Genomic DNA, 22,760 nt, shown 5'->3' on the forward strand with positions numbered 1-22,760 from the left:
AAGTTCAGCCGAGGTCGCACACGAGCCTTGGACAAGTGGTGTCGTTCTGTACAACGACCGCCTACGCTCTGGTCCGTGAACCAGGCCAGCGCGAGCAACCACGTCGACGTCCTCATCATCGGTGCCGGCCTGTCCGGGGTCGGCGCGGCCGCCCAGCTGACGCGTGAGCACCCCGGCAAGTCCTACGCCCTGCTCGAGCGGCGGCCGAGGATGGGCGGCACGTGGGACCTCTTCCGCTACCCCGGCATCCGGTCCGACTCCGACATGTTCACCCTCGGCTACCGCTTCAAGCCGTGGCGCGGTGACAAGGCGCTGGCCGACGGGCCGTCGATCCTGGCCTACGTGCAGGAGACGGCCCGCGAGTACGGCATCGACCGCCACGTCCGCTACGACCACTCGGTGACCGCGGCGTCCTGGGACAGCGAGACGGCGACGTGGACCGTCACGGTCGAGCACGGCGGCGCCACCTCCGAGATGACGTGCGGCTTCCTGTGGGCAACCACTGGCTACTACGACTACGAGCAGGGCTACCGGCCGGAGTTCCCGGGTGAGGAGTCCTTCACCGGCGAGCTCATCCACCCCCAGCACTGGCCCGAGGGCTTCGACCACACCGGCAAGCGCGTCGTGGTGATCGGGTCGGGCGCGACGGCGGTCACGCTGGTGCCGGCCCTCGCCGACTCCGGCGCCGCCCACGTGACCATGCTGCAGCGCTCGCCGACCTACATCCTGTCGCTGCCCGCCGAGGACAGGATCGCGCAGGCGCTGCGCAAGGTGCTGCCGGAGAAGCTCTCCTACGCGGTGACCCGATGGAAGAACGTCGGCGTGGCCACCGCGCTCTTCCAGCTCAGCCAGCGCCGGCCGCAGATGATGCGCGGCGTCATCCGCAAGGAGAACCTCAAGCGGCTGCCCGCCGGCTACGACGTCGACACCCACTTCAAGCCGACCTACAACCCGTGGGACCAGCGCCTGTGCCTGGTGCCCGACGGCGACCTGTTCCGCGTGGTGAGCGACGGCACCGCCGAGGTCGTCACCGACACCATCGAGACCCTGACCCCGACCGGCGTCCGGCTCGCCTCGGGCCGCGAGATCGAGGCCGACGTCGTCGTGACCGCGACCGGGCTCAACCTCAAGGCCTTCGGCGGCATGACCTTCGAGGTCGACGGCCGCAAGGTCGAGCTGCCCGACACGATGGCCTACAAGGCGCTGATGCTCAGCGGCGTGCCCAACTTCGCGTTCACCATCGGCTACACCAACGCCTCCTGGACGCTCAAGGCCGACCTGGTGGCGGAGTACGTCTGCCGGTTGCTGTCCCACCTCGACGAGCACGGCCTCCGCGCCGCCGTACCCCGTCCCGACCCGTCGGTGGGGGAGGAGCCGTTCATGGACTTCGCCGCCGGCTACGTCCTGCGCGCGCTGGACGAGCTGCCCAAGCAGGGGAGCGTCGAGCCGTGGAAGCTCAAGCAGAACTACTTCCACGACATGCGCACGATCCGGCGCGGGCCGATCGACGACGGGGCGCTGGTCTTCAGCTGAGCAGCACGCACTCCAGCAGTGCCGGGCTGCAGCGCGCCATGCGCTGCTGTGTCCCGTCGGTCACCCGGACGAGGAGGAACTGGGCGTCCTCGAAGGTGAAGCGCGTGTTGTCGAAGCGCCACCCGGGAGGCGGCGCGAGCACGCCCTCGTCGTCACCGTCGAGGCCACGGACGCGGATCTCGTCGTACTCCCGCACGTCGCCCGAGATCTGCTCGGCAGGGACCCAGGCCACCCACTCCTCGGAGACGTCGGCGATCCCGAAGTTGGGCAGGTCCGCGATCGGGACCATCTCACCGTCGGGTGTCACGTCGGCGAGGTAGACCCGACCGTCGCCCGCGACACGGTTGTCGCCGCTCGGGTCGCGGGCATCGCCGGTGCCGTCGACGACAACAAGCCCGGCTCGCGTGGCCTGCCAGACGAGCTGACCGGGCGCGGTCTCGGTCAGGTCGACCGGCTCGGCGCCGTCGAAGGGTCGCCACAGGACCCCGACACCGCGTCCGCTGGCGATCACCCAGCCGTCGTTCGTGACAGCCCCGATGCGGGTGCCCACCCCGTCGTCGTCGCGGACGGGGACCGGCACGGGGAGCCCCATCCCCTCACCGGCCGGCGCGGTCTCGAAGCCGTTCATCTCACCCTCGGTGCTGATGTAGGCGACGTACTCGCCGTTGGGGGAGACCCCGGGCGGCTGCTCGAGAGCGACCTCCAGCTCGGAGGGTGCCCCCCCGCCGATGCTCGTCGACCACACGGAGGGCGGCTTCACCGCCACCCAGCCCTGCGCGGTCCCCTCGACCGCGTCATAGCCGGGGAAGGTGCGGTCGCCGACGTGAAGGACGCGGTCGAGCACGTAGGGGACGGTCGGCGGCCCTGTGGGCACGGCCTCCGGCTCCGTCGCGTCATCGGTGGCCACCTCGGTCGGCTGGGGTGCCGGCTGGGGCGTGCCTTCCCGGTCGGGCAGCACCCCGACCAGCGTGGCGAGCGCGATCAGGACCACCGCGGCGACCGCCAGCAGCGGTGCCCACGTGGGCCGTTGCGGCCGGGCCGACGGAAGCAGCGGCAGGGGCGGGATCTCCAAGCCGTCGGCGACCTGGCGCAGCTCGCGCGTCAGCATGTCCTCGATGTCCATGTTCATCTCGGTGTTCACCTCAGCCCTCCTTCCCGTCGAGCTCTGCTCTGGTCTGTTCGTCCGAAGCCTCGAGGGTGGCCCTCAGGCTCTTGAGCGCGCGGTGGGCCGTGGACTTCACGTTGCCGCGCGAGCACCCGAGCGTCTCGGCGATCTCGCTCTCGCTCAGCTCCTCGAAGTAGCGCAGCACGATGACCGCACGCTGCTGTGGTGGCAGCCGGCGGACGTGCGGCCACAGGGCCATCCGTTCGTCGGACGCCCCGGGCACCCCGGCCGTGTCCGCGGTCGCGCCGGCCGCTCGTCCCCACTCCGGAGGCTCGTCGGTCAGCAGCTCCAGCCGGCGCCCCTTGGGCCGCTTGGAGGAGAGGAACGTGTTGGTGAGGATCCGCCGTACGTAGGCGTTCATCGAGTCCGAGGCGCTCACGCGGCCCCAGGCGCCGTGTGCCTTGATCAGGGTCTGCTGCGCGAGGTCCTCGGCGTCAGCATGGTTGCCGGCCAGCAGGAAGGCGCTGCGGTACAGCGTCGGCCAGGACGCCGCGGCGTACTCCTCGAACGAGGGCGCGTGCGTGCCGGTCGCCGAGAACATCCCCACCTCCTCACCATGCACCACTGCGGTGCCGTCTCATCCCCTCTGACTCCGGATGTCCCCGGAGGGTTGCCTGGCCGCGGTTGCCGACTTTCCGAGAGGCACGCGCCTGACGGGCGGCTGGACTCCCCCGTGGGTCCAGCCGCCCGGATCGTGGGGCCGGCCTAGGCCGTGCGGCGCGTCAGGGTGAAGCGCGAGGGCGTGACGATCCCGCCGACCAGCCAGCTGACCGGCAGCACCAGGGCCACCGTGCCGAGCAGGTGGAGCCAGGGCACGTCGGCACCCGGCAGCCCGTCGATCTGGGCGAAGGCAAGGCCGGCCGCGACCCCGACCCCCACACCCAGTGCGGTGCCCACCACCCCGAGGAAGAGCCCGTGCATGGCACCGAAGCGCCGGCGGGTCCAAGGGGCGGCGCCGACGGCCGCGAGGGTGGCGACGTCGTCTCGACTCTCGGCCGCCGCCAGGGCCACGGCCATGCCGACCACGATCGCGGCGAGCAGGCCGGCAGCGCCGATGCCGGCGTACTGCGCGAGCTGGACCTGGGCCCGGTCGACGTCGTCGCTGTCGGCCCAGAGCCCGCGGATGCGCAGCCGCTCGAGCTGGTCGCCGGTGACCGGTGTCGCGGTGCGGACGACCAGCTGCGTGAAGGACGCGACCACGCCGAGGTCAGCGGCGGTCTCGGCGCTGACGTAGCTCGGCTGGGTGTAGGGCGTGACGCCGCTGACCGCCTTGACCTGGGTCGCCGGCAGCACCGACTGGTTCTCGGACTTCCGCCCGCCGGGGAAGCGCGCGACCGTGACCTCGCCGTCGCGGACCACGCCGGCGTACGTCGTCAGCACCCCACCGTTGCGGAACACCGCCAGGTCATCGTCGTCGAGGTGGACCAGCATCCGCAGGTCCGCCTCGTCGACCATGGTGAGGGCGTCACGGGCACGCAGGAGGTCGAGCGACCCCTTTCCGTCGGGGGATCCCAGCGTGGAGGTGGTGGCCGTCTCCACGGGGTCGACGATGCTGCCGATGGTCTGCTCGATCGCGTCGAGCCGCTCGGTGTCCGGCACGGAGCAGCAGACGTCGACCGACAGGATGCGCGGCCCGAGCCTGTCGTCGAACTGGCCGCCGCGCTCGGCCGAGGCGAACGCGAAGCCGATCAGCACCGTCGCCGCGACAGTGATCGTCAGTGCCATCACGGCGGCGGCGCTGCGGAAGCGGTGACGGCCCGCGTCGCGGAAGGCATAGCGTCCCGAGAGCGGCAGGAACCGCCCGAGGCCTGCTGCGCGGCGGACGGCGTACGGCGTCGCCCAGACCGTCCCGGCGACCAGCGCCACCAGGCCGGACCCTGCCAGGAAGACCGCGGCGCCCAGCCAGTTGGGGTAAGAGCGCTCGGCCTCGGCCGTGGCCCACCCGCCGACCGCGAGCAGGAGCACGCCGCCGGCCGCCAGGACGAAGGCGGGCCGGTGTGCGCGGGACTCACCGGGGCGCAGCGGGAACCTGCCGGACAGCGCATCGACCGGAGTCAGCCGCGCCATCCGCCAGCCCGGCAGGAGCGCGGCGACGACCGAGGTCACCGATCCCAGGCCGGCCATGACGACCACGAGCCACCACGGCACCTCGCGTGCGTGCATCGTCTGCCCGAACCGGTCCTCCAGGACGTCGGCGCCGAGCAGGAAGGCAGTCACCCCGATTGCCGCGCCGATGACGGAGGACACGACGCCGAGCACGATGCCCTGGGCGAGGAGCACGCGTCGTACGTCAGGGGCTGCGCCGCCGTTGGTCGCCAGCAGGCCGAGGTCACGGACCTGGCGACGCGCGGACACCGAGAAGGCGGCGCCCACGAGCAGGACGACCTCGATCAGGCCGACCAGGATGCACAGCCCGCCCAGCAGCAACGGGGTCAGGTCGAGCCGGTCCGACATGGACTGGTGCAGACCCCACTCGCGGGGGTTCTCGACGGCCACCCGGGGCTGCAGGGCGACGCCCTCGGCGGCGAGGTCGGCGACCAGCTCGCGGACCTGCGCGTCCTCGAGCGGCGGCAGCCCCAGGAGGTACGACGGCGGCTCGACGTAGCCGCCCGGCTCCCCGGCCACCGGCGCGACCGAGTCCGGAGGTGCGACGAGGACGGGACCGTAGAACCCCCAGTCGCGCTCGTTCTTCTCCGCGATCCCGACCACGTCCAGCGTCACTCCGCCCGCCAGCTCGAAGCGCGCGTCGGGGGAGAGGCGCCCGCCTGGCAGGAGGCCCATCTCGGCCGCCGCCGCCCGCGACATCGCCACCTCGTCGGGCGCCGCGGGTGCCCGGCCCTGCGTGATGTCGACGACGTCGTCGGTCAGCGGGTGGGACAGGTCGACCCGCAGCACCTCGCCCTGGCCCCCCGTGGTCAGGGGGGTGAGCGACAGGGCCGGGGCAGGTACGACGTCAGTGCCGGCGGGCAGCAGCGCCGCCAGGTCGACGGACGCCGGGTCGCGCTCGTCGGCACCGCGGACGGGCTCGGGCCAGCCGTTGAGGGCGGCGCGGGGCCGGACCTCGGTGTGCTCGCTGACGACGGCGAGCCCGTTGCCGTCGTGGAAGTTCTGCGCTGCCTCCACCTCGTTCGTCCACCTGCCGTTGTGCGCGGCCAGGGCCGCCACGGTGGCGACGACCACCGGCAGCGCCACGAGCAGGCAGGTGAGGAGGGCGCGGACCTTGTGCCGACGCAGGTCCCGCCGCGCCATGCGCAGGGCGGGACGCCACGCGGTCACGGGCGGCCTGCCACGAACGCGGCGGGCGAGGTGGTCGCGCCGGCCTCGTCGACGACGGCACCGTCGCGCAGCCACACGACGCGGTCGGCCCAGCCCGCGTGGCGGGCCTCGTGGGTCACGAGGAGCGCGGCCGCACCGGCGTCGCAGCGCGCACGCAGCAGCGCCAGGACGGCCTCGCCGGTCTCGGAGTCGAGGGCGCCGGTCGGCTCGTCGGCCAGGACCAGGCCGCGCTCGCCGACGATGGCGCGGGCGATGGCGATGCGCTGCTGCTGGCCGCCGGAGAGGTCGTCGGGGAACCTGTCGTAGACACCGCCGAGGCCGACCTCGTCGAGGGCGGCGTGCGCCTGGCGGGTCGCCTCGCGGGCCTTGACCTTGTCGAGCTCGAGCGGGAGCGAGACGTTCTCGGCAGCCGTGAGACCCGGGATGAGGTTGTAGTCCTGGAAGACGTAGCCGACCCGGCGGCGGCGGACCTCCGCGAGCGCGGCCCTCGAGAGGGAGCCGAGCTCCTGGCCCTGGACCCGCACGTGACCCGCGGTGGCCTGGTCGAGCCCGCCGGCCAGGTTGAGCAGGGTCGACTTGCCCGAGCCGCTCGGTCCCATCACGGCCACCAGCTCGCCCGGCTGGACGGTCAGGTTCAGCCCGCGCAGCGCGTGCACGGCCGTGTCGCCCCGGCCGTGGATCCTGCTGACGTCGATCATCTCCAGCGCCGCGTTCATCGTCGTGCCCCCGCCTTCTTGGTGGTCGTGCCGGTCGTGGTGTCTGTAGTGGCTGCGTCGCGCTCGCGCACGGCGCGCGCCAGCGAGGTCTCGCAGTGGTCGAGCCAGCGGATCTCGGCGTCGTACTGGAAGCGCATCGATTCCAGGACCAGCGACCACGAGAGGTCGCCCTCCCCGGTCGCCTTGAGGCGGGTCAGGTCCTGCATCGCGACGATCGTGGACGCGCGCTGCTGCTGGATCACCGCCGCGACGTCGATGCCGGGCACGGTGACGGCGAGGGCGAGCTTGATCGCGAGCTCGTCGCGCGGGCGGTCGGAGTTGACGACCGGCGTCCCGAACCATCCGGCGAGCTCCTCGCGGCCGGCGTCGGTGATCGAGTAGCGCACCCGGCCCTCCGCGTCCTCCTCGCCGGGCGTGACGAGGCCGTCTCGCTCGAGGCGCGCCAGCGTCGTGTAGACCTGTCCGACGTTCAGCGGCCAGGTCGACCCGGTCGTGGCGTCGAACTCGCTGCGGAGCTGGTAGCCGTACATCGGCTCACGCTCGAGGAGGGCGAGGAGCCCGTGCTTGATGGACATGGATACTGAGTATGCATACCGAGTATCCATCTGGCAAGCGCCGCCGGATATCACCCGACTCCGCGGGCTCCGGGCTCGAGGACCGGGGGTGTCGTACGACGACTCAGCGCAGCGGCGCGCCCCGCACCTTGCCGACCGGGATCCGGACCACCTCGCGTGAGTCGCCCGCCACCATCGTGACCTTCACCGTCAGGCGTCTGCCCTGCATGGCTCGGGTGAGCCTGAGGCTCGAACGGGTGGCCTTCCTGAGCTTCTTGCCGCCGAGGTACCACCGGAACCGGTAGCCGACACCGGTGCGGACGTGGGCGACCAGGTGGGTCACCTTCACGGTCCTGCCGACCCTCGGGCTTCCCTTGACGGCGAGGTCGTCGGCCAGCTCCGAGAGGAGCGACCCCAGGCTCGGAGCCGGTGCCACGGTGGGCGCGGGTGCCGGAGCAGGCGACGCGGTCTGGCTGGTCGTGGGTGCCGCCGTGGGCGTCGCTGTCGGGCTCGCGGTGGGCGTGACCGTCGGGCTGGTGCTGGGAGTCGGCTCGGCCGTGGCGGTCTCGGTGGGCGTCACCACCGGCGCCGCCTCCACGGGATCGGTCGCGGCGGACATCGCCACGCCTGGGTCGGCAGCGTCGCCCGAGGTCGTGACCTCGACGCTGATGCGCTCGCCGACGAGCTCGGGGGTGAGGGTCAGCTCCGGATCGGACGCGCCGGGAATGGCCCGGCCGCCGGCCAGCCACCGGTAGGCGTGCACGCCGCCGGCGGGTGCCCAGGTCCCCGGGTCCGCGGCCAGGGTCTCGCCCACGCGGGCCACACCCTCGACGGTGGGGCTGGTCTGCGCCTGGTAGTCGGGGCGGTCGGCGGGCCTCAGGGCGGCGTCGTGACCGCTCGACTGGAGGTTGGGTCGCAGGAAGATGTTCTGTGCGGACGCCAGGCTCGGCTGGTCCGACCAGTACTGGTCGACGTGGGTGCCGGACTCGTCGTGGAAGCCCAGCCGGTAGGTCACTCCGGCCGGAAGGTTGTCGAAGACGTAGCTGCCGTCCGGCTGCGGCCGCGTCGTGGCCACGTCCGTCCAGGCGCCGTCACGCTGCGCGTAGGCGACCACGCGGAGGCCCTCGACGGAGGTCGACCCGAGCCGCGACACGGTGCCGAGGATGTCGCCGGGGACAGGCGCGACCTCAGCATCGACGGTTTCACCTGCGGCGTCGAGCACCTCGACGTCCGTGGCGTCGGCCACCGTCCGGCTGTCGCGGTGGAACTCCGTGACGAACCACTCCATGTCGTCCTTGAACCCGACCCGGTAGACACCCAGGGGCAGGCCGGTCACGGCGTAGGAGCCGGCGGTGTCGGTCCTCGCCGTGGCGACCGAGGTCCACGTCTGGATGAGCTCGTCCCACTCGTAGACCGTGACGTCGATGTCCGGTGCGGCGGCCCCTGTCGGACCGGTGACCGTGCCCGCGATCCGGCCCGTGGCCGGAGGCGTGGAGAACTCCATGTCGATGTCGGTCACCGTCGAGCCACCCGTCTCGATCACCAGCGGGGTGGCGTCCGCGGCCGAGGCCTGTCCGTCCCACCAACGGTCCGGCCGGTTGCCTGTGGGGTCCCTGAACCGGAGCCGGTAGGTGCCCGGGACGGCCGCGAACACGACGTAGCGCCCGTCGGCGTCGGTGGTGGTGGTGTACATCGGGGCCCACCTGCCCTCGTAGAGCATCTCGGCGAGGACGTCGACACCGGCGAGGCCGTCGCCGCCCGCGGTCACGGAGCCCCTGGCGATCGACGTGCGCTCGTACCTGGGGATGCCGACGTCCACGACGACCTCGGAGCCGGCGGCGACGACGACGCTCTCCCCGCCCTCCACCGAGGTGGCGTCGGGGTGGTACACCAAGCCGTGGGTGCCGTAGGGACCGCCGGCCACCAGCAGGCGGTAGGTCCCCCAGGTGCCCTCGAACTCGTAGCGACCGCGGTTGTCGGTGTAGGCGCTCTCGAACACCGGCTGCCAGTACTCCCCCTGCAGCTCGTAGAGGTCGATCCGCGCCCGCGAGACGGGCTCGCCGGTCTCGGCGTCCGTGATGGTGCCGCTGAGGCGGGTCAGGTCGGAGAGCACGGCATCGGTGCCGGTCGACGCCTGGCCGGAGACCACGTGCACCGGGATCGCTGTGAAGAGCGTCGGAGCATCGGGGTGGTACTCGCCCTGCATGCCGATGGCGTAGGGGTTGTAGCGCACCACGTAGTCGCCGGTGGTCAGCTGGCCGATGCGGTAGCGGCCCTCGTCGTCGGTCTCGGCCTCGAAGTAACGGGTCTCCTGCTGCGTGTCGGTCGCCCGCACCACGACCCCGGCGAGGGGAGCGCCGTGCTCGTCGGTGACGGTCCCCTCGATGGTCCCGCCGGGCAGCAGCGAGACGTCGGCGTCGGTGATGGCCTGGCCCTCCCCGAGGACGATGTCCTCACCGTTCGCCAGGAGATCGGCCGACGGGAGGAAGGTGCGGACGAATGGCTCATCCGGGTTCGGAACCTCGATGCGATAGGTCCCCGGTTCGAGGTTCCCGATGACGTAGCGGCCGGACGTGTAGCCGGTCCCGCTCATCCTCGTCCGTTGCCACTGCGTGCCGTCCAGGACGTAGAGGTCGACGTGGGTGGACGTCATCTCCACGCCGTCGCCCGTCACGATGCCGGAGATCGACCCGGTCGCCGCGAGCGCAGCGGCGCGGGGGGTGGGCGCGGCCGACGACGGCGCGACACTGATGCCGACCATCGCCAGCACCAGCACGAGGCCCATGACGAGCCGACGACGAAGCGAGTCCATGTGCCCTCCGAGGCCCCCGTCCCGCGGCCCTCCCGCCGCGGGTTGTCCCCGAAGACTGCACCATGTCGCAGGCGCCGAACAGCCCCGGCCGCCCGGCAAGACGCGTGCGGTGGGGTGTCGTACGACGACTCAGTACGGGCGCGCGCCCCGGCGGACGTAGCTGTCGGCGCTCTCGTCCATGGCCTTCTCGTAGGCAGCGACGAGGCCGGCGATGGTCAGCGGCTTGAGCCGGTGGACCAGCTCGCGGAGTCCCTCGACGGTGCCGCCGGAGTCGCGGTACTCCGGCCACAGCCGGGTGCGGACGATCTCGGAGAGCTCGTCGGCGACCTGCTGGCCGTGGCGGGCGTAGACGTCGGCGACCGCCTCGGCGGCGCTGGCCGGCACGCCGAGCCCGACCAGGCCGTCCTGGATGTCGATGCGTCCCTCGTCGGGGACGGGGGCCAGCAGCGCGAGGTGGAGCGCGATGTCGGAAGGGGTGGCGTCGGCGGGGATGCGCGCGACGTACTTCTCGATGGCGGCGAGGGTGAAGCCGTGGCCCTGGAGCTCACGCACGAGGTCGAGCCGGGCCAGGTGCTCGGCGGAGTAGAAGCCCGAGCGACCCTGCCGCAGCGGCGGCGGCACGAGGCCGCGCGAGGTGTAGAAGCGGATGTTGCGCACGCTGATGCCGGTGCGCTCGGAGGCCTCCTCGAGGGTGAGCAGGGCGTCCTCGGCGACTGCTGCGTCCACGCGTCCTCCCCTCCTGCAGCGAAACGGGCCATGAGTGATCCGGACCACACCTTTACCACTTTGACAGTAATGGTGTCACAATCAGCAGCATGGCAGAGGCATTCATCTACGACCACATCCGTACGCCGCGCGGCAAGGGCAAGGCCAACGGCTCCCTCCACGAGGTGAAGCCGATCGACCTGGTCGTCGGCCTCCTCGACGAGGTGAAGACCCGCAACCCCGGTCTCGACCCCGCGCGCGTCGACGACGTGGTGCTCGGCGTCGTGTCCCCCGTGGGCGACCAGGGTGGCGACATCGCCAAGGCCGCGGCGCTCGCCGCCGGCTACCCCGACACCGTGGCGGGCGTCCAGCTCAACCGGTTCTGCGCCTCCGGGCTGGAGGCGGTCAACCAGGCCGCGTCGCGCGTGCGCGGCGGCTTCGAGGACCTCATCCTCGCCGGTGGCGTCGAGGCGATGAGCCGGGTGGCGATGGGCTCCGACGGCGGCGCCTGGGCCATGGACCCCCGCACCGCGCTCGACACCGACTTCGTCCCGCAGGGCATCGGCGCCGACCTGATCGCGACGGTCGAGGGCTGGAACCGCGAGGACGTCGACACCTTCGCCGCCGAGTCGCAGGCCCGTGCCGCCAAGGCGCAGGCCAACGGCTACTTCGACGGCTCGGTCATCCCGGTCAAGGACCTCAACGGCCTGACCGTCCTCGACCGCGACGAGTTCATCCGCCCCGGTACGACGGTCGAGTCGCTCTCGGGCCTCAAGCCGTCCTTCGCCTTCCACGGCGACCTCGGCTTCGATGACGTGGCGCTGCAGAAGTACCACTGGATCGAGCGGATCGACCACGTCCACCACGCGGGCAACTCCTCCGGCATCGTGGACGGCGCCGCCCTGATGGCGATCGGCAGCGAGCAGGTCGGCTCCGACCTCGGTCTCACCCCGCGCGCCCGCATCGTCTCCGCTGCGGTCAGCGGCGCCGACCCGACGATCATGCTGACGGGCCCGGCCCCGGCCGCGCGCAAGGCGCTCGCCAAGGCCGGTCTCGAGGTGGAGGACATCGACCTCTTCGAGATCAACGAGGCGTTCGCCGCGGTCGCGATGCGCTTCATGCGCGACATGGGCATCGACTCCGAGATCACCAACGTCAACGGCGGCGCGATCGCGATGGGTCACCCCCTCGGTGCGACCGGCGCGATGATCCTGGGCACGCTCGTCGACGAGCTCGAGCGCCGCGACCTGCGCCGTGGCCTCGCCACGCTGTGCGTCGGCGGCGGCATGGGCATCGCAACCATCGTCGAGCGCGTCTGACACCCATCGTTGGTCGAGGACGTCGCGCAGCGACCGTCACGAGACCGCCCCACAACGCAGCCTGGTTTCGAGACGGGACTTCGTCCCTCCTCAACCAGCGGAGACAAGAAGGACTTTCCTGAGATGACCGAGCACCAGAACACGATCCGCTACGAGCGCGACGCCGACGGCATCGTCGTACTCACCCTGGACGACCCCACCGCCAGCGCCAACACCATGACCGAGGCCTACGGCCGCTCGATGGCCGCGGCGGTCGAGCGCCTGGAGGCGGAGAAGGCCGAGATCACCGGCGTCGTGATCACCTCCGCCAAGAAGACCTTCTTCGCCGGCGGCAACCTCAAGGACCTCCAGTCCTACGGGCCCGACGAGGCCGGGCTGGTCTTCGAGGGCGCGCAGGCGATCAAGGACCAGCTGCGCCGCATCGAGAAGCTCGGCGTGCCGACCGTCGCCGCCATCAACGGCGCGGCACTCGGCGGCGGCCTCGAGATCGCCCTGGCCTTCAACCACCGCATCGCCGTCGACGGCCGCTACGAGATCGGCCTCCCCGAGGTCAGCCTGGGCCTGCTCCCCGGTGGCGGCGGCGTCACCCGCGTCACCCGGATGCTCGGTGTCTCCTCGGCGCTGATGGACGTCCTGCTCCAGGGGCAGCGCTACAAGCCGGCCGCGGCCCAGGCCAAGGGCCTCGTCGACGAGCTGGTCGCCACCCAGGACGAGCTGCTGCCCGCGGCCAAGGCGTGGGTCGTGGCCAACAAGGACAACGACGAGGCGAAGTCGCAGCCGTGGGACCGGAAGGGCTACAAGATGCCCGGCGGCACCCCCTCCCACCCGTCGCTGGCGCAGATGCTGCCGGCGTTCCCGGCCGGCCTGCGCAAGCAGCTCAAGGGCGCCCACTACCCGGCGCCCGAGGCCATCCTCGCCGCCTGCGTCGAAGGCGCCCAGGTCGACTTCGACACCGCTTCGCGCATCGAGTCGCGCTACCTCGCAAAGCTGGCCACCGGCCAGAACGCCAAGAACATGATCCAGGCGTTCTTCTTCGACCTGCAGGAGATCAACTCCGGCGCGCTGCGCCCCGAGGGCGTCCCCACGTTCAAGCCGTCCAAGGTGCTCGTGCTCGGCGCCGGGATGATGGGCGCGGGCATCGCCTACGTCTGCGCCCGCGCCGGCATGGAGGTCGTCCTCAAGGACGTCTCGCTCGAGGCCGCCCAGCGCGGCAAGGCCTACTCGAAGAAGATCAACGAGAAGGCCGTCTCGCGCGGCAAGCTCACCGCCGAGAAGTCCGAGGAGCTGCTCGGCCGCATCCTCCCGACCGACAACCCGGCCGACGCCAAGGGCTGCGACCTGGTCATCGAGGCCGTCTTCGAGGACCCCGCGCTCAAGGCCAAGGTGTTCGCCGAGATCGCCGAGCACATCAACTCCGACGCGCTGCTGTGCAGCAACACGTCGACGCTGCCGATCACCGAGCTCGCCCAGGGCGTCGACCGGCCGGCCGACTTCATCGGGCTCCACTTCTTCTCGCCCGTCGACAAGATGCCGCTGGTCGAGATCATCGCCGGCAAGGAGACCAGCCAGACCGCGATCGCCCAGGCGATCGACATCGTCCAGCTGATCAAGAAGACCCCGATCGTCGTCAACGACAGCCGCGGCTTCTACACCTCGCGCGTCATCGGCGTGCAGATCAACGAGGGCCTCTCGATGCTCGGCGAGGGCGTCAACCCGGTCAGCCTCGACCGTGCCACCACCATGGCCGGCTACCCCGTCGGGCCGCTGCAGATCACCGACGAGCTCAACATGGAGCTGATGGTCAAGATCCGCAAGGCTTCGCAGGAGGCCGTCGAGCGCGAGGGCGGCACCTGGACGCCGAGCGGCGCCGAGGCCGTCATCGACAAGATGATCGAGCTCGGCCGCTCCAGCAAGCTCAAGGGCGCCGGCTTCTACGAGTACGACGACGCCGGCAAGCGCCAGGGGCTGTGGGCCGGCCTGGCCGAGCACTTCCCGGTCGCCGAGGAGCAGATCCCCTTCGCCGACATCGCCGACCGCCAGCTGGTCATCGAGGCGATCGAGACCGTGAAGTGCATGGACGAGGGCGTCCTGCGCTCGAGCGCCGAGGCCAACATCGGCTCGATCTTCGGCATCGGCTTCCCGCCCCCGACCGGCGGCGCGATCCAGTACATCAACGGCTTCGAGGGCCCTGCGGGTCGTGGACCGGCCGGGTTCGTCGCCCGGGCGCGCGAGCTCGCGGCGTCGTACGGCGAGCGCTTCGAGCCGCCCGCCAGCCTGGTGGCCGTCGCCGAGGCCGGGGGCACCTACCCCGCCTGACCGATCGACGCCTCGCTGTAACGCCGGGTTAGGAGCTGTTGTACCCCAGTCGCAACGGGGTCGGTACAGCCCATGACCCGGCGTTACAGCATGGTGTGGAGAGAGCCCGGTCCCCCGAAAACCGAGCGCACGCGCGCCCGGTCGGGGAGGATGAGGCAGTGAGTCCCCTGCCCCCAGGCGCCCCCAGCGGTGCCGCTCCGGCCGTCCAGGTCCGCGACCTCCACGTCCGCTTCGGCGAGGTGGAGGCCGTCAGCGGTGTGGACCTCTCCGCCGAGGCCGGCCGGGCGACCGCGCTCCTGGGGCGCAACGGCGCGGGCAAGTCGACGACGATGAAGGTCCTCGCGGGTGTCGTACCCCCCACCGCCGGCGCGGTCACGGTGGCGGGCCACGACGCCGCGACCGAGTCGCTGGCCGTCAAGCGGGCGGTCGGCTACTGCCCCGACGTCGGCGGGCTGGTCCCGCGCGCGACGCCGTGGGAGCACCTGCAGCTCAGTGCCCGCCTCCGCAGGCTCGACGACTGGGAGGCGCGCGGGCGCGACCTCCTCGAGCGCTTCGAGCTCGGCGACGTCGCGCACCGGGTGGTGGGCGGCTTCAGCCACGGCATGAGCCGGCGCCTCAGCGTCGTGCTGGCGGCGCTGCACGAGCCGGCGGTGCTGCTCCTCGACGAGCCGTTCGACGGCGTCGACCCCCTGGGCGTCGACGCCACCCTCGAGATCGTCGCCGACGCGCGCGCCCGCGGTGCGTGCGTGCTGCTCTCCACCCACCTGCGCGACCTCGCCCTCGAGGCGTGCAGCACGGCGATCGTGCTGCGCGGCGGCAACCGGGTCGCTGCGATGGCGGCGGCCGACCTGACCGGCGAGGCCTACCGTGCCCTCCTCGACTGACGGGCAGCCCGTCCGGGGAACCAGCGACCCCTGGCCCGCGGCCGCGCGCGACCTCGGGCACCTGGTGGCCTTCCGTGCCCGGACCGTACGACGGCGTGGGGCGGCGCTGGCGGGCAGCGCGCTGGTGCTCGGGGTCACCGTTGCCTTCGCGACGTTGCCGAGCAGGTCACGGTCGGTGACCGACGGCATCTTCGCCGACGTGCTGCAGACCTCCGTCCGGGGCCTCGAGGGCAACCTGCCCCTCGGCTTCGCGGCCGTCCTGCTCCTCGGCGTCGCGGCCTCGATGGCCGGCGGTGGGGGGCGCGAGCTGCTCTCGCGCACCGAGGCCATGGTCCACCCCATCAGCCCGGTCACCGAGCACCTGGGCGCGCTTGTGCTCACCCCGCTCAACATGGCGTGGCTCATCCAGGCGTGGGGACTCCTCGCGGCGACCGCGATGGTGACCCCTCCGGAGCGGACGGCGGGTGCGCAGGTGGTGACCGTCCTGTGGCTGCTGGTCGCTGCCGCGCTGGGACAGGCCGTCGGCTGGGCCGTCGAGGGCGTACGACGCACCACCCACGGCGTCGTGCTCGTGCGGGCTGCGACCATCGCGCTCGGACTCGTCGCGATGCTGCTGCACCTCGCCGGGCGCCTCGAGGACATCGGCAGGGCGCTGCCGACCACGTGGCTCGTCGACACCGCCGCGACGTCACGCTGGCCGCTCCCCGCCCTCGTCCTGCTCGCACTGCTTCCCGCGGCCGTGTGGCTGGGTGCCTGGCCGGCCCGCTGGGCCCTGGGCCTGCCCCCGCGCGAGGAGCTGCGCGTCGACTCGGACGTGCACGAGGCCCGGCACGCACCCCAGCCCCGGTGGCTCTCCGCCGACCTGGCGATGCTGCGACGTCTCGACAGGGGCTCGGTGTGGCGCTCGGTCGGCATGCGTCGCGGGCTCGTCATCCTCGGCCTCGGGCCGGGACTGGTCGTGCTGGTCGCCGGCCTGGAGTGGACGTCGATCCTGCTGCTGCCCGGGCTCGGTGTCAGTGGCGCCGCGCTGCTCTTCGGCGTGAACGCGTGGTGCCTGGACGGCAAGGGCATGGTGTGGCGCGAGACCCTGCCGGTGCCAGCCGCGGTGGCCTTCGACGCCCGCGCCCTGGTCGTCGCCGAGTGCCTGGTGGCGGTGTCCGGGCTGACGTTGTTCGTGGCGCTCGTGCGGACCGGGCTCCCCGGCCCCACCACTGCTGTGGCCGTGGTGACGTGCTGGCTGGTCGTCGTGGTGCAGGTGCTGGCGACCTCGATGCGGTGGTCGGTGCGGTCGCCGTACTCCGTCGACCTGAGCTCGCCGCGCGCGACGCCCGCACCGCACGCCGCGATGGCCGGCTACGCCGGGCGGCTCTCCCTGTCGACGACGCTCACGGGGATCCTCTTCGCGGCGTTCGCGGTGCTGCCCGCCTGGTGGGTGTCCCTGGCGTTCGCCCCGCTGTTCCTGACCTGGTCCGGCGTGCGGCTGGTCCGTGCGCGCCGACAGTGGCTGGAGCCGACCGAGCGGGCCCGGATCGTGCTCACCGCCGCCGCCGTCTGACAGGCCTCCCGGCTCGCGTCAGCAGCAGCGGCCGCCCGCCTGGTGCTCCCGCTCGTGGTCGCGCAGCCGCTCGAACTCGCGCCGCGACATCGGCGCCTCGCCGAACGCTGCGCACTCCGTGAGGTAGTCGTCCCACTTGGCCTCGCCGGTGAGCTCACGGACGTACCAGCGCAGCGTGCGCACCACCTCCCGCGCGGTCATCGGCTGCTCCCCACCTCGGTGCCACGTCGGGACGCCTCCCACTCGCGGACGGCCTCCTTCTCCTCGGCCGTGGCGATGAAGTCGGAGGGCTGGACGAGGTGGGACTCGTGCCACGGGACCTCGGTCGTGGGCAGCCCGCCGGCGCGCAGCGCCTTGATCCAGATGACGAACGCGTTGGCGACCACCACGAGGACGAGGATCGCGAAGAGGGCCTGCAGGGTGCCGTTGACAGTGGAGTTGGTGACCACCTGCTCCATCTGGTCGACGCTGGTCGCCGGGGCGAGCAGCTCGCCCGCGTCGAGGGCGTCCTGGTAGCGCTCGCGCTGGGTGAAGTAGCCGATGGCGGGGTTGTCGGAGAACACCTTCTGATAGCTGGCGGTCATGGTCGTGACGAGGTCCCACACCAGGCCGACGCCGGGCACCCACGCCCACTTCGCCTTCCCGTGCTTGATCAGCAGGGTCACGCACAGGGTCAGCGCGATCGCAGCGAGCAGCTGGTTGGCGATGCCGAAGAGCGGGAAGAGCTGGTTGATGCCACCCAGCGGGTCGGTCACGCCGACGTACAGCATGTAGCCCCACAGCCCGACCACGACGGCGCTCGCCGACCAGGAGGCCGGCTTCCAGGACAGGTCGGCGTACCGCGGCCACAGGTTGCCGACGGTGTCCTGCAGCATGAAGCGGCCGACGCGCGTGCCGGCGTCGACGGCGGTGAGGATGAAGAGCGCCTCGAACATGATCGCGAAGTGGTACCAGAACGCGGCCAGTCCGCCGCCGAACGCCTCGGTGAAGATCTGGGACATGCCGAGCGCGAGCGTCGGTGCGCCACCGGTGCGGGAGATCAGCGTCTGCTCCTCGACCGCGGCAGCCGCCCCGGTCAGCTGGTCCGGGGTGATCACGAAGCCGAGGCTGTTGACGAACTCCGCCGCGGTGGCGGGGTCGCCGCCCGTGGCGCCTGCCGGGCTGTTCATCGCGAAGTAGAGGCCCGGGTCGATCACGCAGGCGGCCATCAGGGCGCTGATCGCCACGAACGACTCCATCAGCATGCCGCCGTACCCGATCATCCGGACCTGGCTCTCCTTGGCGACCATCTTCGGCGTCGTGCCCGAGGAGATGAGCGCGTGGAAGCCGGACAGCGCGCCGCAGGCGATCGTGATGAAGACGAACGGGAACAGCTTGCCGGCGAACACCGGGCCGGTCCCCTCGCGCGCGAAGTCGGTCACCGCCTCCTGCTGCAGAACCGGCGCCGCGAGGACGAGGCCGACGGCCAGCAGCACGATCACGCCGATCTTCATGAAGGTGGAGAGGTAGTCGCGAGGAGTGAGCAGCATCCAGACCGGCAGGATCGAGGCGACGAAGCCGTAGAGGACCAGGGCGAAGGTGAGCTGCTCCTTCGACAGCGTCAGGGCGTCCTCGAGGCCCATCTGCTCGACGTAGCCGCCGCCGATGATCGCGAGCAGCAGCAGCCCGACGCCGATGGCGGTGACCTCGGAGACCCGGCCGGGCCGCAGCACCCGCAGGTAGTAGCCCATGAACAGAGCGATCGGGATGGTCAGGCCGATCGAGAAGACACCCCAGGGGGACTCGGCCAGCGCGTTGACGACCACCAGCGCGAGCACGGCCAGGATGATGATCATGATCGCGAAGACCGCGATCAGCGCGGCGATCCCGCCGACCACCCCGATCTCCTCGCGCACCATCTGGCCCAGGCTCTTGCCGTCACGACGCATCGAGAAGAAGAGCACCACCATGTCCTGGACGGCACCGGCCAGGATGACGCCGACGATGATCCAGATCGTGCCGGGCAGGTAGCCCATCTGCGCCGCGAGCACGGGACCGACCAGTGGGCCCGCTCCGGCGATCGCGGCGAAGTGGTGGCCGAAGAGCACGTGCCGGTGGGTGACGTCGAAGTCGCGGCCGTTGTCGTGCCGCTCGGCCGGGGTGGCGCGGGTGTCGTCGACGCCCAGCACCCGGTAGGCGATGAAGCGGGCGTAGAAGCGGTAGGCGATGGCGTAGGAGGACAGGGCCGCGAAGAGGATCCACAGCGCCGAGACCTCCTCCCCGCGGGACAGCGCCAGGACCGACCAGCAGACGGCGCCGACGACGGCGACCGCGCCCCAGACGGCGATCGACCTCGCGGTCATGCGCGGCGGACCGCCCGAGGGTGCCGGCGATGCGGGGTGGTGGGTCGACGTCGTTGACATGGAGCGCCTCCTCCGTGTGCAGGCGCGTCCCGGCGGGCCGCGAGCCCTTCCCTGATCTGTATCGCGGTGCGGGCCCTCACCACAAGGGGGGAGTCCTACCGAGTCGACCTCGTCGTGCCCCTGGGAGAACCGGGGAAGTTCACGTAGCTGGTCGTGTAGGCGTTGCGCGAGTTGCGCTGGTTCCTCCACTGGTAGTTGAAGTTCCGCATGTACTTCTTGGCCACCACGGGGCCGCGCACGGTGAACCTGACCTCGTCGTTGCCGGGGCTGAGGCTGGCCCAGTTGGCCGTGCCGGTGACGGTCAGGTGGGTGTCGGGGACGCCGTTGTACATGCCGCGCACGACGAGGTACTTCTGGTGGCTGTAGAAGGACAGGATCAGGTCGTCGTCACCGTCTCCGTTGAGGTCGAAGTCGTCGTCGGGGTTGAAGTCGAGCCCGGTGGACCGCAGCGGGATCCTGCCGCGAGGCGTGGGCGTTCCGAGGACTCCCTTGGTGTGGTAGCCGATCAGTCCGTACATGACGCGTACGTCGCATCCCTGGGCGTACTTCTTCCGGATCGCCTCAGCAAGGTAGTTGCCCCGGTTGCCGCGCATCGTGTGCATGGACAGGACGAGACGGGAGCGCGTGAAGCCGCCGCCTGCCTTCGGGATCTTGCACTGGACCTTCTTGAGGGTCTCGAGCACCACGTCGTCCTTGGGCCGGGAGATCTTGGGGTAGATCAACGCGGTGTGCTTGTCGACCGAGTCGTCGCACGCGGCAGCGAGGGGGTCGCCGCAGAAGAAACGGGACGGCTGGCGGACGTTGTAGTCGACCCGCATGTCGTTGAAGAGGTCCACGAACTCGCGGAACAGCTTGTGGTCGCCGTGGGTGAAGTAGAGGTCGTTCCACTGGTGGATGTCGGCGTTGCGCGTGAGGTTGTGCGAGCCCACGGCGATGACGTCATTGGACTTGCCGGCCCGGCTGAAGAGGTAGAGCTTGGAGTGCATGTTGGTGTACTCGTTGGCGTTGCCGCGACAGCTGGACTTGCACTTGTAGATGAAGTTCTTGGTGCCGCGCTTGGCACCGATCGCGTTCCGGACCTTCTTCATCGCCGGGGTGTTCCAGTGGTCGTTGAGGAGCATCTGGATCTTGACGCCGCGCTTGTGGGCCGCCACCAGGGCGTTGGCGAGGGGCATCCGGTCGAAGGAGTAGACCGCGATCCGGATCGTGGAGCGCCTGGGTGCGTGGTTGATCGTCTTGATCAGCTTCCGCTCGATCCGGAAGTGCCCCTTCTTGAGGTGCGGGTCGTTGAAGACCGGGCCCCTGGGGGCCCGCCACTTCCGCCTGCGCGGCTTGTCGAGCCGCAGGGCGGCGGGCTGGGCGAGGGGCTGGGCCATGGGCCGGGCGGCGACCTGCGCGGGGGACGCCGTACCGATGCCGGCGCCGCTCGCGGATGCCGCGGGCAGCACGCCCAGTCCGAGGGTGAGCGCCATCCACAGCGCCAGTGCCAGGGTCGATGACCTCGTCACGAGAACAGTCCTCCAGGGTTGCGTCCGACAGAGCATAGGCAGATGGGGTGGGTCGACGGAGGACAAAGGTCCCCACAAGGTCCGGACCTTCGCCGCTCACGCGGACGCCGGCGCTCGTCAAGGCTGAGGGCATGCCCCTCGCTCTCCCTGCGCTCACCGTTGCCCTGCCCACCCACGAGCGCTGGTTCGTGGAGTCGCAGGCGGCCGGTGACTGGTCCTTCTTCTTCTCGCCGCTGCCGCTCGTGCTCACCGCGGCGGTCGTCGCCGTCACGATCGCGTGGCGCCTGGTGGCGCTGCGGGTCGATCGGCCGGAGCTGCCGTTCCTGAAGCGGCTGGGCGGCCTGGTGCCCTGGATCCCGCGCCTGCTGGGCATCCACCTCGGCGTCGCGCTGCTGGCGCTGGCCGCGACGGGTGCGTTCATCACGCCGTCGATCGACCACCTCGAGGGCGTCGGCGGCAACGCGCTGCTGCTCGTGGAGGCGGCGCTCGGCATCTGGCTGATCACCGGCTGGCAGCTCCGCACGGCCGCCGCGCTCGTCCTCATGCTGGCCCCGGCCCTCGCGCTGGTCGCCGGCTGGACGGCGCTGGGGGAGAGCGCCAACCTCGCCGCGGTCGCGGCCTTCCTGGTCGTCGTACCGCCCGGGCCGGACGCCCACGGCGAGGCGCACCCGTCGCGGGCCGAGCTGCAGTGGGCGCTGCTGTGGCTGCGCCTGGGCGTGGGCACGGCCCTCATCGTGCTGGCCTTCTCGGAGAAGCTGACCAACCCGGGCATGGCGATCGACACGCTCGAGCGCTACCCGGCGCTGGACGTCTTCGCGCTCGTCGGCATCAATGTCTCGCCCGAGGCGTTCGTGGCGATCGCCGGCGCGACCGAGCTGCTCTTCGGCCTGCTGGTGATCTCCGGGGCGTTCCCGCAGGTCGCCGTGCTCGTCGCGATGGTGCCGTTCAACGCCACGCTGCTGCTCTTCGGGCAGACCGAGATGGTCGGCCACCTGCCGGTGTACGGCGTCTTCCTGGCGCTGCTGGTCTACGGGTCGAACGCCGAGACCGCCGGCGCGGTGCGCTGGCTGCCGTCCCGGGTCGCTCACCGCGCCGTGCCTGCTGTCGCTGCCTGACCGCGCGGTCGCTGCTCGGCTCAGAGCAGGCGGCCGCAGTGTGGCCACGGGGAGCGTCCGCGCGACTTGTAGAGCAGCTTGGCGCGGTAGGTCTGCTCGCCGGCGGAGGCGTGGGTGGGGAGGCCGGAGCCGCCCACGCTGTTCCACGTGCCGACGTTGAACTGGTAGAGCCCGTAGTAGCCGGCCGGGTTGACGGCCTTGGGGTTGCCGCCGGACTCGCAGTTGGCGAGAGCGCCCCAGTTGAGGCCGTCGGTGCCGGGGACGGTGAAGGGCTTGCGGCCGACGAGCACGCGGCGCGGGCGCGGGTCCTTGACCAGCTTGCGCTTGACCACCTTGTACTTCACGGGCTCGCCGTTGTGGAACGTGCGGAGCGCGACGACCTTGCGGACGCCGGGCTTGCCCTGCTGCACGACCTTGCGCTTGCCGGGCTTGAGCTGGGTCGTGGGGACCTCGACGACGCGCGGCTGGACCCGCTTGCGCTTGGTCGCCCGCTCCTTGTCGACAGCGACCAGGCGTACGACGTCGCCGTGGCGCAGCCGCTTCCGGTCGCCCTTGACCTTGCGTCCGTCGCGCTTGACCCGGACCAGGTCGTTGCCGTCGACGGCGATGGCGTGGGTCTTGAGCAGCTTGGTGGGCCAGGTGCGGGCCGCGGTCGCGACGTCGACGGGCGCCTGGTCGGCGACCTTGATGCGTACGACGACCGGGTCGCCGGTCGGCTCCGCGGCGGCAGCGCTGCCGGGCACGAGAGTCAGCGCGAGAGCGGCGGTGGCGGTGCTGGCGGCGAGTGCGCGCAGGCGAGTGGACCGGTTGGACTGGGCAGGTGTGGTGGTGGCACGCACGTGCTTCGGACCTCACATGTTGGGCGCCTCCTGGGGCGCTCGGACGCGACACCGTCGAGTC

The 22,760-nt window shown here is 71.5% G+C and carries 17 protein-coding genes; 6 read left to right on the top strand and 11 right to left on the bottom strand.

What is annotated here, in order from left to right:
• The first annotated feature begins 75 nt into the window (after positions 1-75).
• Positions 76-1,533 carry a flavin-containing monooxygenase gene (locus EXE58_RS08885; protein ID WP_135267547.1) on the top strand — a complete coding sequence of 486 codons (1,458 nt, stop codon included), beginning with the start codon at positions 76-78 and terminating at the stop codon, positions 1,531-1,533.
• Here the strand turns inward: EXE58_RS08885 and EXE58_RS08890 are convergent.
• From EXE58_RS08890 to EXE58_RS08920, 7 genes are all read right to left on the bottom strand, one after another.
• On the bottom strand, positions 1,526-2,674 hold the full coding sequence (locus EXE58_RS08890; RefSeq protein ID WP_135267548.1) for a hypothetical protein: 1,149 nt from the start codon (positions 2,672-2,674) through the stop codon (positions 1,526-1,528). The two genes, EXE58_RS08885 and EXE58_RS08890, sit on opposite strands and share 8 nt — an antisense overlap.
• A 1-nt stretch (position 2,675) precedes the next feature.
• A complete protein-coding gene (locus tag EXE58_RS08895) occupies positions 2,676-3,239 on the bottom strand; it encodes a SigE family RNA polymerase sigma factor (RefSeq protein WP_135267549.1) in 564 nt (187 codons plus the stop codon).
• 164 nt (positions 3,240-3,403) lie between these two features.
• Positions 3,404-5,974 (bottom strand): FtsX-like permease family protein, encoded by a 2,571-nt coding sequence (locus EXE58_RS08900; protein ID WP_135267550.1) that lies wholly within the window; start codon positions 5,972-5,974, stop codon positions 3,404-3,406.
• Positions 5,971-6,690, bottom strand: a complete 720-nt coding sequence (locus EXE58_RS08905; RefSeq protein ID WP_135267551.1) for an ABC transporter ATP-binding protein — start codon at positions 6,688-6,690, stop codon at positions 5,971-5,973. Before EXE58_RS08905 ends, EXE58_RS08900 begins: the two co-directional genes overlap by 4 nt.
• Complete coding sequence (locus tag EXE58_RS08910; RefSeq protein ID WP_135267552.1) at positions 6,687-7,265, bottom strand: PadR family transcriptional regulator; 579 nt, start codon at positions 7,263-7,265, stop codon at positions 6,687-6,689. Before EXE58_RS08910 ends, EXE58_RS08905 begins: the two co-directional genes overlap by 4 nt.
• Before the next feature lie 103 nt (positions 7,266-7,368).
• Positions 7,369-10,056 (bottom strand): carboxypeptidase regulatory-like domain-containing protein, encoded by a 2,688-nt coding sequence (locus tag EXE58_RS08915; protein WP_135267553.1) that lies wholly within the window; start codon positions 10,054-10,056, stop codon positions 7,369-7,371.
• A gap of 129 nt (positions 10,057-10,185) precedes the next feature.
• Complete coding sequence (locus EXE58_RS08920; protein WP_208544181.1) at positions 10,186-10,782, bottom strand: MerR family transcriptional regulator; 597 nt, start codon at positions 10,780-10,782, stop codon at positions 10,186-10,188.
• 89 nt (positions 10,783-10,871) lie between these two features.
• Between EXE58_RS08920 and EXE58_RS08925 the strand changes: the two genes are divergently transcribed.
• The 4 genes from EXE58_RS08925 to EXE58_RS08940 all read left to right on the top strand — a co-directional run bounded on the left by EXE58_RS08925 (position 10,872) and on the right by EXE58_RS08940 (position 16,835).
• On the top strand, positions 10,872-12,080 hold the full coding sequence (locus tag EXE58_RS08925) for an acetyl-CoA C-acetyltransferase (RefSeq protein WP_135267554.1): 1,209 nt from the start codon (positions 10,872-10,874) through the stop codon (positions 12,078-12,080).
• A gap of 123 nt (positions 12,081-12,203) precedes the next feature.
• Positions 12,204-14,396 carry a 3-hydroxyacyl-CoA dehydrogenase NAD-binding domain-containing protein gene (locus tag EXE58_RS08930; RefSeq protein ID WP_135267555.1) on the top strand — a complete coding sequence of 731 codons (2,193 nt, stop codon included), beginning with the start codon at positions 12,204-12,206 and terminating at the stop codon, positions 14,394-14,396.
• A 158-nt stretch (positions 14,397-14,554) separates the two neighbouring features.
• Entirely contained in the window at positions 14,555-15,280 is a 726-nt protein-coding gene (locus tag EXE58_RS08935) for an ABC transporter ATP-binding protein (RefSeq protein ID WP_244242501.1), read from the top strand.
• Entirely contained in the window at positions 15,264-16,835 is a 1,572-nt protein-coding gene (locus EXE58_RS08940) for a hypothetical protein (RefSeq protein WP_135267556.1), read from the top strand. The genes EXE58_RS08935 and EXE58_RS08940 overlap by 17 nt, the downstream gene beginning before the upstream one ends.
• An 18-nt stretch (positions 16,836-16,853) precedes the next feature.
• Here EXE58_RS08940 and EXE58_RS08945 read toward each other — a convergent pair whose 3' ends face one another.
• The 3 genes from EXE58_RS08945 to EXE58_RS08955 form a co-directional block, all read right to left on the bottom strand.
• On the bottom strand, positions 16,854-17,036 hold the full coding sequence (locus EXE58_RS08945; protein ID WP_135267557.1) for a YbdD/YjiX family protein: 183 nt from the start codon (positions 17,034-17,036) through the stop codon (positions 16,854-16,856).
• On the bottom strand, positions 17,033-19,237 hold the full coding sequence (locus tag EXE58_RS08950) for a carbon starvation CstA family protein (protein WP_135267558.1): 2,205 nt from the start codon (positions 19,235-19,237) through the stop codon (positions 17,033-17,035). Before EXE58_RS08950 ends, EXE58_RS08945 begins: the two co-directional genes overlap by 4 nt.
• 95 nt (positions 19,238-19,332) lie before the next feature.
• Positions 19,333-20,745 carry a phospholipase D-like domain-containing protein gene (locus EXE58_RS08955; RefSeq protein WP_135267559.1) on the bottom strand — a complete coding sequence of 471 codons (1,413 nt, stop codon included), beginning with the start codon at positions 20,743-20,745 and terminating at the stop codon, positions 19,333-19,335.
• 131 nt (positions 20,746-20,876) lie between these two features.
• Here EXE58_RS08955 and EXE58_RS08960 point away from each other — a divergent pair, with 131 nt between their 5' ends.
• Complete coding sequence (locus tag EXE58_RS08960) at positions 20,877-21,860, top strand: hypothetical protein (RefSeq protein WP_135267560.1); 984 nt, start codon at positions 20,877-20,879, stop codon at positions 21,858-21,860.
• A gap of 20 nt (positions 21,861-21,880) precedes the next feature.
• Here EXE58_RS08960 and EXE58_RS20020 read toward each other — a convergent pair whose 3' ends face one another.
• Positions 21,881-22,699: a resuscitation-promoting factor gene (locus EXE58_RS20020; RefSeq protein ID WP_135267561.1), complete on the bottom strand. Its 819-nt coding sequence runs from the start codon at positions 22,697-22,699 to the stop codon at positions 21,881-21,883.
• Between the last annotated feature and the right edge of the window lie 61 nt (positions 22,700-22,760).

Origin of the sequence: Nocardioides seonyuensis (assembly GCF_004683965.1) — a bacterium.
GTDB classification, from domain to species: domain Bacteria; phylum Actinomycetota; class Actinomycetes; order Propionibacteriales; family Nocardioidaceae; genus Nocardioides; species Nocardioides seonyuensis.

Bases quoted from the DNA above. Each gene is read 5' to 3' on its own strand.
- EXE58_RS08895 (WP_135267549.1), bottom strand. From the start codon at position 3,239: ATGTTCTCGGCGACCGGCACGCACGCGCCCTCGTTCGAGGAGTACGCC.
- EXE58_RS08905 (WP_135267551.1), bottom strand. From the start codon at position 6,690: ATGAACGCGGCGCTGGAGATGATCGACGTCAGCAGGATCCACGGCCGG.
- EXE58_RS08910 (WP_135267552.1), bottom strand. From the start codon at position 7,265: ATGTCCATCAAGCACGGGCTCCTCGCCCTCCTCGAGCGTGAGCCGATG.
- EXE58_RS08915 (WP_135267553.1), bottom strand. From the start codon at position 10,056: ATGGACTCGCTTCGTCGTCGGCTCGTCATGGGCCTCGTGCTGGTGCTG.
- EXE58_RS08925 (WP_135267554.1), top strand. From the start codon at position 10,872: ATGGCAGAGGCATTCATCTACGACCACATCCGTACGCCGCGCGGCAAG.
- EXE58_RS08930 (WP_135267555.1), top strand. From the start codon at position 12,204: ATGACCGAGCACCAGAACACGATCCGCTACGAGCGCGACGCCGACGGC.
- EXE58_RS08945 (WP_135267557.1), bottom strand. From the start codon at position 17,036: ATGACCGCGCGGGAGGTGGTGCGCACGCTGCGCTGGTACGTCCGTGAG.
- EXE58_RS08950 (WP_135267558.1), bottom strand. From the start codon at position 19,237: ATGTCAACGACGTCGACCCACCACCCCGCATCGCCGGCACCCTCGGGC.
- EXE58_RS08960 (WP_135267560.1), top strand. From the start codon at position 20,877: ATGCCCCTCGCTCTCCCTGCGCTCACCGTTGCCCTGCCCACCCACGAG.